Genomic DNA, 14,533 nt, shown 5'->3' on the forward strand with positions numbered 1-14,533 from the left:
CTTTCGTTCCGTCAGGAGGTGATCTTCGTTATCGCGGGCGTTTCCTTCAGCCTCGCTTGCATGCGCTCCGCCGACAGCGGCTTGTCGATGTAATAGCCCTGGCCTTTGTCGCAGCCCATCTCCCGAAGCCATGCCATCTGCTGTTCCGACTCGATCCCTTCGGCGACGACCGTGATGCCGAGATGATGCGTCATCGTGATCATCGCGGCAACGACGGCGCGCACCGAGCGCTCCTCGACCATCTCAGCGACGAACGACTTGTCGATCTTGATCATGGAAATCGGCAGCTGCCGCAGCAGGCTCAAGGAGGAATAGCCCGTCCCGAAGTCGTCGATCGATATGCCGATGCCCATCGCCGCCAGCTCGTCGAGCAGCTTGAGCGTAAACATCAGCTTATCGATGACGACGCTCTCGGTGATCTCGATGCACAGCTTCGCCGGATTCAATCCGGTCGAATGCAAGATGCCCTTGACGATGTCGACGAAATCCGGCTGCTTGAACTGCTTGGCGGACACGTTCACCGATATCGTCAGCGACGTCCGGCCCGCGCGCTCCCATCGCTTCGCTTCCCGGCAGGCTTCCTCGAGCACCCACTGCCCCAGCTTCAGAATAAGCCCCGTTTGTTCCGCCAGCGGGATAAAATCGGCCGGGGATACGATGCCGTATTCCTTGGAATTCCAGCGGACCAGCGCCTCCGCTCCGATCGTCGCCCCGCTTTCGATATCGATCTGCGGCTGGTACGCCACGTAAAATTCGTTCTCGTCGAAGGCCCGGCGCAGGCTCGCTTCCATGTCGACCATCCGTTGGATGGAGGCGTTCAGCTCCTTCGAGAAGAAGCGGTACTGGCTGCCTCCGCTTGATTTGGCGTGGTACATGGCGATATCCGAGTTCTTGATGATGGCGTCCGCCGTCACGCCGTCGCCGGGAAAGAGGCTGATGCCGACGCTCGCGGTTATGTAATACTCGGCCCCCAGCAATAAGACGGGCGACTCGAGCGCATGCTGCAATTTCTCGGCGATTCGAATGATTTCGTCGTATTCCGCGGCGCCCCGCACGAGAATCATGAATTCGTCGCCCCCCGCCCTGGCGAGGAGCGCTCCTTCGTCCAAGCATTCGCGAAACCGGGCCGCGATGATCTTAAGAACGTCGTCCCCGCATTGGTGGCCGAGCGTATCGTTGATCAGCTTAAACCGGTCCAGATCGACGAGCAGCACGGCATCGAACGTGGTCGCGCCGGATTTGGCCGCCAGCGCTTCATCCAGGGCCTTCTTGAAGGCCGACCGATTGCGCAAGCCCGTCAACACGTCGTGATGCGCCAAATAATCCGTTTGCCGCTCGATGTCCTTGCGCTGCGTAATGTCGCGTATGATGGCGAGGCCGTAGGGCACTCCGTTCTCCGCCATCATCTCCATGTCGAGCAGGACGCTGATCGGCTGCCCGTCCTTCCCGCGCATGGCCATCTCCTTGCCCTGCCAGCTGATGTTCGGAAAGCGCGGCAGGTACATATCGCGGAACAGCTCGCGGTCCTCGGGGGTGAAGAACGATTCCAGCGCATGGACGCGCCGCCCTTCCTCGCCGATGCCGAACAATTCCTTCGCTTTGGGATTGGCCTCCCGAATCCGCGCCTCGCCGTCGAGGATCAATATCGGCGCCGGCGACATACGGAACAACGCCTCGTACCTGCGGATCGGCCGCGGCAGAAAATCGGCGTCGATCATCATGAGGCCGATCGACAATCCCCATGCCAGGCCGGGAAGCAGCGTGTAGGTCGACGGCAGGAAAGCATGCAGCCGCACGAAGGCGCCGATGCCCGCGGTCGCGGCGGAAGTGCCCAGGAAGATGAGATCCGTTCGGATCAGAATCAGAAATCGGTTCCTGTCGAATCGCGCGTCCGAACGGCGCCAAGCCCGATAGGCCAGCGAGGCGTTCAGCAGCGAGAAGAAGACGATGACCAGCAAGTACGCGTCGAGCGCCCGGCTTGGCTCTTCCCATGTCCAAGGACCGTCTGCATCGACGCGGACGATGAAGTAGGCAGATCCGTGCAGGGCAAGCTGCGCCAGGTAGGCCGCCGCCGGCAGCAATCCCGCGGCGATGACGGCAGCCATGGGGATGCGATGGTACTTGCGCGTGATCATCGCGTGCAGGCATACGCTCGCGCCGCCCGAGAGCAGCGCCAGCGGATACTTAAGAGCGGCCGTCAACATCGGAACATGCGCGTGCGGAACGATCAGCTGGGCGAAATCGACGACAAACAGCGCGAGCAGCAGCAGCATGACGAAACTGGCCGTCCGATTCTCCCATCCGGCGGGATTTCTGCGGTAAATCACGACCGATGCGTAAAACAGGAACAAAATCGGCGCCAACATGAGAAGGAGATGCCCGGCGAAAACGATAAGTTCACCCCCTGCCGCTATCGAATGTATAACCAAAGTCCTACGCGAAATTTGTCGCAATCAATACCTTCGAGCTAAATTATACCTGTTATTCGCCGCTTTTCAATGCAAGTTTGAAGAATTTAACTAGTCTTAATGACCTAATTGCATCAACATCCTACTAAATTGGGAATTTAGGGAAATCACACCGCCGACTTACGTCAAATTTCGACAACGGAAACGATCGGCGATGGCGAATATCGCGATAGGAAGCGGCGCGGCGGACGGCATCCTTGCCGTGCTGCCGCAGCCGTTCCCGCAAGAAAAAGCGACGGACTAGCCATGCAGCAGCCGCGCAAGCTCGTCGGCCGACGATGCCGTCGCTTCGCAGGCGAACTTTATCGTCCTTGAGGGGCGGGATGCGCTCTCTGCGCGCCGCGAAGAGCAGCGCTCGCGTGCGCTCGAGCTCGTGGCCAGCGCATCCGGCGCCATATCGAACTCGGCGGCGAGCCGGTCCAGGTCCGCTTCGATCAGGTTCGGGACGCTGGCCCCATGGAAATTGCCCGCGTCCGTGACGTTATATACCCGCCAGTATCGCTCCCCCGGGCCGACGCCGGCCGCATCGATGATTTCCTCCGGCGACCAGACGTAGTATCTTCCCTCCTCGCCTTCCGAGTCCGCGTCTTCCGCGGCGTAAAACCCGCCTTCGGCGTCCGTCATCTCGCGCGGGACGTAGGCGAATATCCGCTCCGCCGTCGTCCGGTAGACCGGTTGGTTCGTCAGCTGGCAGGCTTCCAGGTACGCCATGGCGAGCAGCGCGTTATCGTAAAGCATTTTCTCGAAATGAGGCACGCGCCATTCGGCATCGGCGGAATACCGCGCAAAGCCGAAGCCGATATGATCGTGAATGCCGCCGCGCGCCATGCCCGCAAGCGTCATTTCCGCCATGTACTGCGCGAGCGGCTCGTCGAACCGCCGCGAATACGCCATCAGAAACGATAATTGATGCGGATTCGGGAATTTCGGCGCGCCGCCGAATCCGCCGTTCACCTGGTCGAACAGCCGCTCCAACCGATCGTACGCTTGTCCCGCAAGCGAGATATCCCACTCGCCCGGTTGGCGGGCCAGCATGGGTTCGTTCAGCTGCTCCATGACCTGGCCGCCGATCACGAGCACGTCGCCGATGTCGTCGCGCCACCGAACGGCCATTTGACCGAGGATGTCCATCAGGCCGTAACGGCCCATCTGCCGCTCCTTCGGAAAATACGTGCCCGCGAAGAACGGCTTCTTGTCCGGGGTCAGCAGCAGCGTAAGCGGCCAACCGCCCTGCCCGGTCATCGCCTGGCAGACGGCCATGAACAGATGGTCGAGATCCGGACGTTCCTCCCGGTCGACCAGGATCGCGACGAACGCCCGGTTCAGGAGCTCCGCGACCTCTTCGTCCGCGAACGACTCCCGCTCCATGACGTGGCAAGCGTGGCAGGTACCGTAGCCGATCGAGAGAAAGGCGGTCTTGTCATCGCGCTTCGCTTTATCGAACGCTTCCTCTCCCCACAAATGCCAATCGACCGGATTGTGCGCATGCTGCAGCAAATACGGCGATTTCTCGGCGCTCAACCGATTGGGCTTGCGGTTCGTTGCCACTCAGCCACCCCGCTCTCAGGCAAAGATCATGTTTTTCCCGTAGAAAATTTCGTCCATTTCCCATTTGACGCTTTTCTCGATTTCCTGCTGCTCTTCCTTGCTCAGCGTATCCTTCGCGTACCCGAACAGATAGTTGTTCAGATCGAATTCGCGCAGCTTGCATTTGGTATGAAAAATATTTTCCTGATACACGTTCACGTCGATCATGTGGTACATAGCTTGAATCTCGGTCGGGATGTAGTTTTGGATGGAGCTGATCTCATGGTCGATGAACAGCTTATGCCCGCTGATGTCGCGCGTGAACCCCCGGACCCGGTAATCCATCGTCATGATGTCGGTATCGAAGGAGCGTATGAGGTAGTTCAGCGCCTTGAGCGGGGAGATCTCGCCGCAGGTGGAGACATCGATATCGGCCCGGAAGGTGCTGATGCCCTCGTCCGGGTGATATTCGGGATACGTGTGCACGGTGATGTGGCTGGTGTTCAAATGCATCACGACCGCACCCGGCAGCGGACCGGGCGACTCCTCGAACGATTCATGCGGCGCTTGCTCGATCGGTCCTTCCGAGACCAGCATGGTCACGCTCGCGCCCTGCGGCTCGTAATCCTGCTTGGCGATGTTCAGCACGTGCGCGCCGATGATGTCGGCGACCGCATTCAGGATGGCGGTCAAGCGGTCCGCGTTGTATTGTTGGTCGATGTAGGCGATGTACGCTTCGCGCTCTTCCTTGGTCTTCGTGTAGCAGATATCGTACATGTTGAAGCTGAGCGACTTGGTCAAATTGTTGAAGCCATGCAGGGTGACGCGCTGCTCCGACGTCAATTTCATCCGTATCCCTCCAAAGTACCGCGCTTCGCGCGAAGTATCGTGCCGGCTGCACATAGGTTGCTACGCCGGTTGCGGTTCTATGCCATAATTCGACATCCCACAACCTATTTACCCGATCCGCTTCGTCCTAACCCCCTCGTAACGTCCGGCCGGCAGCCGTCTTCGTTTCGACCGCGACCGCAACTTCAAGGGGCTTTCCCTCGTCTAACCTTTTAACAACATTTAGGAGGAACTATGTCACACTCATTTTTTCGCCGGTTTCCGCGCTTGTTACGAATCCATTGTCTCCTGCTCGCCCTGCTCTTCGCTCAATCGGCTTATATGCCGCCTGATGCGAACGCCGCTTCCGGCGCCGCGCCGGCGAATCAAGAAATCGCCATCTACCTCGAAGGCGGACAGCTCGCCGCCGATGTCCCTCCCTATATCGTACCGAAGCTGAACATCACGATGGTGCCCCTCCGCGTGATCAGCGAAGGGCTCGGCGCCGTCGTCGATTGGAATCAGCGGACGCGCTCCGTCGCCATTCAACGATCGGGCACCTTTATTGCGCTGCAGAGCGGTCAGAGCTCCGCCGTCGTCGACGGTCGGCAGGTCAAGCTGGACGGCTCCGTTCAAATCATCTCGGGCAGAGCGATGGTCCCGCTGCGATTCGTGGGCGAGTCCCTCGGGCTGACGGTGAATTGGGATCCCGCGCTCCGAACGATCTCTCTCTTCGAGACCGACGCTTCCGCTCCCGGCTCCGATCCGGGCACCGATCCCGGAACCGACCCTGGGACCGATCCAAGTACGGACCCCGGAACCGGAACCGATCCCGGATCCGGACACGAACCCGACTCCGGCTCGCTCCGAGGCGCCTGGATCTCGACGGTGTACAATTTGGACTGGCCCAGCGCGCAGTCCGCGGGGAACGCCGACAAACAAAAGGCGGAATTCGTTAAGCTCCTGGATGATCTGCAGGGCATGGGAATGAACGCCGTATTCGTGCAGGTGCGGGCGGCCGGCGATGCTTTCTACGCGTCCTCGCTCGTGCCGTGGTCGAGCTATTTGACGGGCACGCAGGGCAAGGCGCCGACGTACGATCCGCTTGCGTTCATGATCGAGGAGACGCATAAGCGCGGGATGCAATTCCATGCTTGGTTCAACCCGTTCCGAGCCGGCCTCGATGCCAAGACCGACAAGCTCGCGCCGAACCAGGTCATCGTGCAGCACCCGGAGTGGATCGTCTACTCGGGCGGAAAACCGTATCTCAATCCCGGCATTCCCGCCGCGCGCCAGCATATTATCGACACGATCATGGAGGTCGTTCGCGGATACGACATCGACGGCGTCCACTTGGACGATTATTTCTATCCGTCCAGCGGCGACTTCCCGGATTCGGCTTCCTTCACGGCCAATAATCCGCTGATCCTGTCCGTGGCGGATTGGCGGCGCGCCAACGTGAACGCGCTCGTCAGCCAGCTGGGAATCTCGATCCATGCCGTCAAGCCGGCCGTCCGGTTCGGCATCAGTCCGTTCGGCGTATGGCGCAACAGCAACGTCGATCCCACCGGCTCGCCTACCCGCGCGGGCGTAACCGACTACGATAACATGTATGCCGACGTCCGGACCTGGATCAAGAACGAATGGATCGATTACGTCGCGCCTCAGCTCTACTGGAGCTTCGATACGATCGCGGCGCCTTACGGCAAGCTGGTGGACTGGTGGTCGAACGAGGTGAAGGGCACCGACGTCGACCTCTACATCGGCCACTCGCCTTACAAACTGGGCACCGCGGAGATCGGTTGGCAGTCGTCGAACGAAATCATCCATCAGTTGGACTACAACAATACCCATGCGGAAGTGGACGGCGACATCTTCTTCAGCGCCAAAGATTTGCGCGGCAATCCGCTCGGCATCGCCGACGCGCTCCGCGGCTACTACGCGGCCGGCAAGTAACCGGCCTGGCGGACGCAAGAACAGCACGAATAAGCCCCGGAGACCATCGGACCGATGGTTTCCGGGGCTTATTGCGCGCGTGCGCGTGTTCAGGATCGAGCCGGCCGACGGCCGTTTCTCGATCCGGTAAGCCGTTCGCATGTCGCGATTTCGGCATTGATCCGGCTCAGCCGCTCGTATGCCGCTGCAGGTATTGATCCGGCCCAGCCGTGCGCACCTCGTTATCCGGCTTTCGTCCGGCTCCGCCGCTCGTACCACAATACGGCGTTGATCCGGCTCAACCGCCCGTATGCCGCTGTCCGGCGTTGATCTCGCTCAGCCATCGCTGCAGCTCCTGCCCGATCGCATGGGGATTCTCCTCCGTCAGGTGGTGAAAGCCCTTGCCGATTTCGAAGCAGGTCAAGTTGCGCAGATTCGTCCGGCACCAATCCAGCTGCGGCTCGCGAATCGTGCAGCCGGGCGAGGCATGGAACAGCAGCTTGGGCATATCGGTGCCGGTTAACCAGGCATTGCGCGTTTCGACGGCTTGCACGACTTCCTCCGGCGTGCCTTCGATCGGGATCTGGTTCGGGAATACCCACGACGGCTTGCGATGCTCCGGCTCGCGGAACGGCTCCCGGTACCGCTCGTGTTCTTCGGGCGTCAGCGTCCGGTTGATGACGATATGCGGCATGCCTTCGACGAACGGGTTGCTGTCCCGCATGAACGGCCAGCGCGCCTGCGGATCCCGCAGCGTTCGGAACAGCTCCCGCGATTCGTCGGGGGTGAACGCCGACCAATCCGGGGCACGGATACAGCGCCTGCGGCTCGAGCATCGCGACGGCGCGCACGTTATCCGGACGGCGCATCGCGTACTGCAGCCCGATCGCCATTCCCCAGTCATGGCCGACGATAACGAGATCGCGCAGGTCCATTCGTTCGATGAACCGGCTGACGTATTCCGCGTGTTCCCGGAACGTGTAGCCGATGTCCGGCTTGTCGGACAAACCCATGCCGATCAGATCGAGCGCGATGCAGCGGGCGGACGCGTCCAGGTGCGGAATGATATTCCGATACATGTACGACCAGGTCGGATTGCCGTGCAGCAGCAGCACGGGATTGCCCGAGCCATGATCGATATAATGCAGACGATGGCCGTCGATCGCGAGATAGCGGGATTCGAAGGGATACGCGCTGCCCGCGGGCAGCATGTCGCGATTGGACATGATTCAACAGCTCCTTGGTCATGAATGATCGTGCCTATGTCCAGATCTTATCATGCCGCGGAGAAGGCGCATTGTATAAATGCGACAAGTTTACCGCCAAACAAAAAAGCATGCCCTCGCCGCCCGCGCGCCAAGCGGGAGGATAGCATGCTATCTATACATCGCCGGCCCGTCAGGCGAATCCGGCCCATCCGGGGAATCGGCGCCCTTTCCGTTGAATCGCTTCGCCAGCTCCGACTCCTCCCCGCCGGAGAAGAACAGCTCCGGCCGCAGTCCCGTGAAGCTTTTGAACGCATGCGCGAAATGGGCATGGTCGGCGAACCCGCACAACGTCACGATATCCAAGTAATCGCGGCCCGTCTTGCGAAGCCGCACCGCATGCTGAAACCGGACGATCCCCGCGAATTTCTTGGGCGAAATGTCGACGAGCTCGTTGAATTTCCGTTCCAGCGTTCGCTTGCTGACGTAGAACTCGCCTGCCACCCGCTCGATGGACACGCCGCCGCGATGGAGCTCGATCAGCCTCGCCGCTTCGGCGATCCACGGCTCCCGGTCGCGCCGCGTCAAAACGGCCCGCAGGAAGGCCTGTACGACGGCAATGAGCGCATGGGCCGTTCCCGCCTCCCGCAGCCGCTCCTCCATCTCGCCGACGAGACCCGGCGGGAAGACCGCATGCAGGTCGACGTTCGCGTCCTGAAACGCCTGGATCGGGTACGGCGTGAACGCCGCCAGCCCGCCCGGCTTGAAACGCACGATGATCGTCCCGATGCCGCCCGTGCCGACGTACTGCTTGAAGGTCGTCTGCAAGCCCGCGATGCCGCTCGTCCCGAGAAGCTGCTCGCCTTGCGTTCCGATCGCCTTCATCCGGCTGCCGTACTGAATGCCGATGACGGCGAGCGTCGACGGCAGCACGTTCACGGGCGTCAAGTTGGCGTAATTGACGGCATTAAGATCTTCCTGCAGCAGCAGGCTCTCGATATAGGGGCTTAATGACGGATGGGGGCGAAATTGCTGCATCAACATGCTTATTCCCCGCTTCGGTTGGAAGAATGATATGCATCCATCATACCCGATATGCAGCGGGAAGCACACCAATGAGCCACGCCCGTTCTCCCCTTGGCGTGGCTCGCTTCCCGTATGCGCCTGCAGCGTTTGCCGAGCAACATGTTCCCGTCCGATGATCCGTTACGATTCATGATGATATTTCTTGCGCGCGTACCGCTCCAAGACGTTCACGACGCCGTACAGCGCGATCGAGAGCAGCGCGAGCATGGCGATGCTGACCATGACCAGGTTCATCTGGAAGACTTGGCCGCCGTAGATGATGAGGTACCCCAGCCCCGCTTTCGAGGACAGAAACTCGCCCATGATGACGCCGACCAGCGTCAGCCCGACGTTGACCTTCAGCGTCGCGATAAAATGCGGCACGCTAGCCGGCAGCAGCACCATGCGCAGCATTTGCAGCTTGGACGCGCCGAACGATTCCATCAGCTTCAGCTTGGTGCGGCTGATGTCCTTGAACCCGTTCTCGATCATGATGATCGTCACGATGACCGAGATCGCCACCGCCATCCCGTACACCGAGTAGCGGTCCCCGAGCCAGATGAAGAAGATCGGACCGAGCGCTACCTTCGGCAGCGCGTTCAGCACGACCATGTACGGCTCGAGCACCTTGGACGCGAACGTCGACCACCAGAACAGCATCGCGACCAGCGTGCCGACGGCCATGGAGACGGCGATGCCGATCAAGGTCTCCTGCGCGGAGATCCAAACGTGGCGGAACAGGCTCCCCTCCATCGCCAGCTCGCGGAAGGAGCCCCACAGCTGGGACGGCTTGCTCGTCAGCATGGAATCGACCCATTTCCAATCGGCCGCAAGCTCCCAGAGCACGAGGAATGCCGCCAGCAGCACGAGCCGGGTCAGCCAGATCAGCCGCTGCCTGCGCTTTTGGATGCGGAGATAGCGTTCATAGAGCGGAGACGGCATGGTCATCGAGCTCCTTCCAGATGGCGTTGAAATAATCGTGGTACTTGGCCGCCTGGCGTTTGCTCCACGGCGACAGTCCCTCGCCTTCGTCGAAGACGATATTATGGACCGCGGAGATCGTGCTCGGCCGCTTCGACATCACCATGACCCGGTCCGCCATGCTGATCGCCTCGGACAGGTCGTGCGTGACGAGCACCGCCGTCTTGCCTTGGTCCTTGATGATATGGAACACTTCCTCCGAGAGCGTAAGCCGGGTCTGGTAATCGAGCGCGGAGAACGGTTCGTCCAGCAGCAGAATATCCGGCTCCGCCACGAGCGTCCGGATGAGCGCCACCCGCTGGCGCATCCCGCCGGACAGCTGGACGGGCGCGTGGCGGATGAAGTCGCCGAGCCCGTACCGCTCCAACAGCTCCGCTCCCCTTCGCTTCGCCGCCGCCTTCTCCATCCGCCGAATCTCGGCGCCCACGGTCACGTTGCCGAGCACGTCGCGCCATTCGAACAGATGGTCGTGCTGCAGCATGTAACCGACCTTGGCGGATGGCCCCGTCACCTCGGCGCCGTCGATCGACACCTTTCCCTTCGTCGGCTTCAGCATGCCCGAGACGAGGGAGAGCAGCGTGCTTTTGCCGCAGCCGCTCGGCCCTACGATGCTGATGAACTCGCCCTTGCCGATCGAGAGCTCGACGTCGCGCAAGGCCTCGGTCTCTTCTCTCGGCGTGAAGTAGCTGAGCCCGACGCCGCTCAGCCGGATATGCTCGCCGTTCGTCTCCCGCGTGCCGCTTTCCCTGCGCGCCATCGCGGTCAGTCCGACTTTCCGAGCTGCCGCACGAAGCTCATGTCGACGATGTCGTCCATCTTCGTCACCTTGTCTTCCGCCTTCAGCACGCCGTTCTCCACGAGCACGTTTTGCAGAATATCGAATTGATCCTGCGTCAGCTCGGGATCGGTCGGCCATGTGCCCTGCGCCTTGTACCGGTTGACCGATTGGAGGATAAGATCGTCCGGCGTGCCTTCGAAGAACGGCCGGAGCGCCTTCGCGATCTCGTCGTCGGAAGCGGTGTTCAGCCACTTGGCGCCTTCGGCGACCGCGGCCGTGAATTTCTTGAGGACATCCGGGTGCGCTTTGATGTAATCGGACGTCGCCACGTACGAGGTTTCCGGATAAGCGCCGAAATCTTCGCCGAGGGAGGTCACGTAATACGCTTTGCCTTCATTGACGAGCGTCGAGGCGATCGGCTCGAATACTTGGATGAAATCGCCTTGGCCGCTCGTGAACGCGCCCGCCATCGCGGTCGACGCGATATTCGTCACGACGTTGACGCCGGACACCTGCTCCTTCAGCAGCATGGAATTCAGCACCATCTGCGGCGAGCTTCCCGGACGCCAGCCGATGACCGTCTTGCCCGCGAGGTCGCTCCACGCGAAGTTCTCGATTTTCTCCCGAGACAGCAGGAACGAGCCGTCCTTGGCCGTCAGCTGATGGAACACCTTCAGCGTTTTGTCGCCTTTCTGATTGTAGATGTAGATCGTCGTCTCCGGTCCGACCATGGAAACGTCCGCCGTGCCGGCGATGAGCGCGGCCGCGCCCTTGTCGGAGCCCTGCGCGGTGTTCATGTCGACGTTAAGGCCCTGTTCCTTGAAAAAGCCCTGCGACATGGCGACGTAATGCGGCGCGTAAAATATCGAACGGATGACTTCGGAAAACTTGACGGTGGTCAATTCTTCCTTTCCCGAGCTGCTTCCGCAGGCCGCGGTCAACGCCAGCAGCATGGTCGCCAGCAACAGCAGCACCGGCTTGATCGTTCTGCTCATAGTGTTCTCTCCTTCATCGGTATGGGTGGCTCTCTGCTTGCGAAACGCCGTATGTGAACGGTTCGCCCGGAACCGGTATATTCGCGCGCCCTCCGCGAACGCAAAAAGAGCTTTGAATAGGTAATATCCTATTCAAAGCCCGGGTCCGAGGTTCGTCGTCGGCCGCGTTTTCGATTCCGAATCGGGAGAAGATTGTTATTCTATCTGACACGATAGCGCCATCGGCGGTCCAAGCCCGCCGATCAAGGCTCGAGCGGCCGATATAAGGATTCGATCGCGGCCGCGAAGCCGCTCCACCGCTCCGGCGCCTCTTGCTTGTCCTGCACGTATATCGCCCGCAGGAAGCGGGTGAGCCGATTCACGCGGTCCTCGATCAGAACCTCCTTGATCTCCGACGCCTTCGCCGGCACCTCGTTGTTGAGCAAGCGGCCGAATTCGGCAAGCGGCAAAAACATGTCCGGGCTTTTCCTGTACCCCGTGCGCAGCGGAAACCGCGGCGCGCTGCCGGAATCGTACTTGGATAACCGCGCCGTCTCGCGATTGGCCGCGAGCACGGCCGCCGCATCGAACTCCAGCACGGCGAACCGTTCGTCCGGTTCTCTCCGCTTGTAAGTGCCGAGCATCGCCAAACAATCCCTGCGCGTGGGCCAGAAGAAGACGTGATTATCCAAGCTTGCCCGGAACCGCTCCACGGTCCAGCCCGTCTTCATCATCGCTTGCGGAATGCGCAGATGCGAATTCACGGTCAGCGTGTAGCCTTCATATGTCGCTTCTTGCAGCGTCAGCCGGCGTTCGCCCGAGACGTCCGCCGTGATGCAACAGCTGGACCAGAGCGCGTCGAAATGCGCGATCGCCTCGAGATTCCTCGCTCTCGTGAAATGGTACAACGATTTTCGGCCTGCGGCCTTCGTAATTTTGGCGATGATATCGGCAATGTCCATGTCGAACGCGATCCTCCTGCTCTTCATTCCCGTCTGGATGTCATGTCGGACAAAAAAAGCCCCGGCCGCGCCGTATCGGTTCACCCGTACGTAGCAGCATGCGGAGCGCATGTTCGGCGATCAGGCTGGTCAGAATCGGCCGGAACGGATAATTGCGAAGATGAGCCACAGAAACATGAACACGGCCACGACGATGCCGATGTCGATGATCGGGATGCGCCATATCATCGTCTGCGAATGGCTGAGCGCCGACCCGATAATCAAACCGACCATCAAAATGCTCAAGGACAGCAGCACGATGCTGAACGACAGCCGGTTGCTGATCCGGTCCATCTTCGTCGTCAGCAGCTCGACCTGCGGCGAGGCCACCTCGACGCGCAGCTTCCCTTGGCGCATGACGCGCGATAATTGCTTCAGGCTGAGCGGCACGTCGCTGATCAGGTCGATCAGCTCCGGAATGTCCTCCAGCCAATTTTTCGCGATGTTGCGGGGGTCCAGCCGCTCCAGGAACAGCTTCTTCCCGAACGGCTCGGCCACGTCGAAGACGCTGAACGTCGGATCCAGCGCCGTGACGACGCCTTCCATCGTCAGCAGCGATTTGCCGAGCAGCGTCAGCTCGGCCGGAATGCGGATTCGGTGGCGGAACGAGAGCGAGAACAGATCGTTCACGACCGACCCGAAGCCGATCCGGTTGAGCGGCACCTTGTAGTACTTCTCCCGCATCTCGTCGACGTCGGCGCTCAGCGCGTCCGTATCCGCGTCCTCCGGGATGACGCCCATGTTCGATATGGCGCGGATGACGCCCATGGAGCTTTGGTTCCGCAGGGCGATGACGAAGGACACGAATTGCTTCTTCATGCCGGGATTGAGGCGGCCGACCATCCCGAAATCAAGAAGCGCCAGGCTTCCGTCCGGACGCGCCAGCACGTTGCCGGGGTGAGGATCGCCATGGTACAGGCCGGCGACGAGCACCTGGTGCAGGATCGTCGTCGCGAACCGGTCCGCAAGCTTGCGGGCGTCCAGTCCCGCCCGCTCCAGCTGCTCGCGGTCGGACAGCTTGATGCCGTCCATGTACGCCATCGTGAGCACGCGCTTCGAGCTGTAATCCCAATACACGTCCGGCACGTGGACATGCGGCAGGCTCTGGCTCTGGGCCATGAAACGTTCGGCGTTGCGCGCCTCCAGCGTATAGTCAAGCTCCTTGCGCAGCACGCTGCCGAGCTCGTCCACGATCTCCCGCAGCCGGTAATTGCGCGCCCATTCCAATCCGCCCTCCGCCAGCCTCGCCCAATCCGCCAGAATGTCCAGGTCGGTATCGATCAGCTTCTGAATGCCGGGGCGCTGCACCTTGACCGCGACTTTCGTGCCGTCGTGCAGATACGCCTGATACACCTGGCCGATCGAAGCCGCGGCGAGCGGCTCCATGGCGAACGAGCGGAACAACCCCTCGATCGGCGATCCCAGGTCTTCCTCGATGATTTTGGCAATCTCCGGGAACGGAGCCGGAGGCACATTGTCCTGCAGGCGTTCCAATTCCGACACGATGTCGGCCGGGACGAGATCGGGACGCGTGCTCGCGATCTGCCCGAGCTTCACGAAGGTCGGACCCAGCTCCTCCAGCATCAGCCGAATGCGTTCCCCGACGCCGATGTTATGCAGTTCCTTCTGTTCGTCGCTGCGGAAAAACAGCAGTTTGTCGGTCAGGCCCATTTCATGGGACACGTACCCGAGCCCGTTGCGCGCGAAGGCCGAAACGATTTTCCGGTATCGCTGCAGTTGTCGAAGCCGTTTTCCTGCGCTCATCGGCAGC

Annotated in this window: 11 protein-coding genes; 1 reads left to right on the forward strand and 10 read right to left on the reverse strand. The window is 60.9% G+C overall.

Translation table 11 applies throughout. The features are described 5' to 3' along the window. Positions 1 to 11: 11 nt before the first annotated feature. The 3 genes from GT019_RS06515 to speD form a co-directional block, all read right to left on the reverse strand. Positions 12 to 2,366 carry a putative bifunctional diguanylate cyclase/phosphodiesterase gene (locus GT019_RS06515; RefSeq protein ID WP_161742034.1) on the reverse strand — a complete coding sequence of 785 codons (2,355 nt, stop codon included), beginning with the start codon at positions 2,364 to 2,366 and terminating at the stop codon, positions 12 to 14. Positions 2,367 to 2,708: 342 nt separating this feature from the next. Next, positions 2,709 to 4,016: a thioredoxin domain-containing protein gene (locus GT019_RS06520; protein WP_161742036.1), complete on the reverse strand. Its 1,308-nt coding sequence runs from the start codon at positions 4,014 to 4,016 to the stop codon at positions 2,709 to 2,711. A gap of 15 nt (positions 4,017 to 4,031) precedes the next feature. Next, positions 4,032 to 4,844, reverse strand: a complete 813-nt coding sequence (speD, locus tag GT019_RS06525; protein WP_161742038.1) for an adenosylmethionine decarboxylase — start codon at positions 4,842 to 4,844, stop codon at positions 4,032 to 4,034. A 321-nt stretch (positions 4,845 to 5,165) separates the two neighbouring features. Here speD and GT019_RS06530 point away from each other — a divergent pair, with 321 nt between their 5' ends. Beyond that, positions 5,166 to 6,779 (forward strand): family 10 glycosylhydrolase, encoded by a 1,614-nt coding sequence (locus GT019_RS06530; RefSeq protein ID WP_161742170.1) that lies wholly within the window; start codon positions 5,166 to 5,168, stop codon positions 6,777 to 6,779. A 221-nt stretch (positions 6,780 to 7,000) separates the two neighbouring features. On the opposite strand, the gene GT019_RS32625 is transcribed toward GT019_RS06530, so the two are convergent. The 7 genes from GT019_RS32625 to GT019_RS06565 form a co-directional block, all read right to left on the reverse strand. Then, positions 7,001 to 7,984 (reverse strand): alpha/beta fold hydrolase, encoded by a 984-nt coding sequence (locus GT019_RS32625; protein ID WP_161742040.1) that lies wholly within the window; start codon positions 7,982 to 7,984, stop codon positions 7,001 to 7,003. A gap of 150 nt (positions 7,985 to 8,134) precedes the next feature. Then, positions 8,135 to 9,007 carry a helix-turn-helix domain-containing protein gene (locus tag GT019_RS06540; protein WP_161742042.1) on the reverse strand — a complete coding sequence of 291 codons (873 nt, stop codon included), beginning with the start codon at positions 9,005 to 9,007 and terminating at the stop codon, positions 8,135 to 8,137. Positions 9,008 to 9,169: 162 nt separating this feature from the next. After that, entirely contained in the window at positions 9,170 to 9,976 is an 807-nt protein-coding gene (locus GT019_RS06545; protein ID WP_161742044.1) for an ABC transporter permease, read from the reverse strand. Further along, on the reverse strand, positions 9,951 to 10,766 hold the full coding sequence (locus tag GT019_RS06550; RefSeq protein WP_161742045.1) for an ABC transporter ATP-binding protein: 816 nt from the start codon (positions 10,764 to 10,766) through the stop codon (positions 9,951 to 9,953). The genes GT019_RS06545 and GT019_RS06550 overlap by 26 nt, the downstream gene beginning before the upstream one ends. 5 nt (positions 10,767 to 10,771) lie before the next feature. Further along, positions 10,772 to 11,782 carry an ABC transporter substrate-binding protein gene (locus GT019_RS06555; protein WP_161742047.1) on the reverse strand — a complete coding sequence of 337 codons (1,011 nt, stop codon included), beginning with the start codon at positions 11,780 to 11,782 and terminating at the stop codon, positions 10,772 to 10,774. 242 nt (positions 11,783 to 12,024) lie between these two features. Further along, positions 12,025 to 12,723, reverse strand: coding sequence for a DUF7002 family protein (locus tag GT019_RS06560; protein ID WP_161742049.1), 699 nt, complete (start codon positions 12,721 to 12,723; stop codon positions 12,025 to 12,027). Positions 12,724 to 12,852: 129 nt separating this feature from the next. After that, positions 12,853 to 14,526, reverse strand: a complete 1,674-nt coding sequence (locus GT019_RS06565) for an ABC1 kinase family protein (RefSeq protein ID WP_161742051.1) — start codon at positions 14,524 to 14,526, stop codon at positions 12,853 to 12,855. Between the last annotated feature and the right edge of the window lie 7 nt (positions 14,527 to 14,533).

Origin of the sequence: Paenibacillus glycinis, assembly GCF_009909185.1 — a bacterium.
Taxonomy (GTDB): Bacteria; Bacillota; Bacilli; order Paenibacillales; family Paenibacillaceae; genus Paenibacillus_Z; species Paenibacillus_Z glycinis.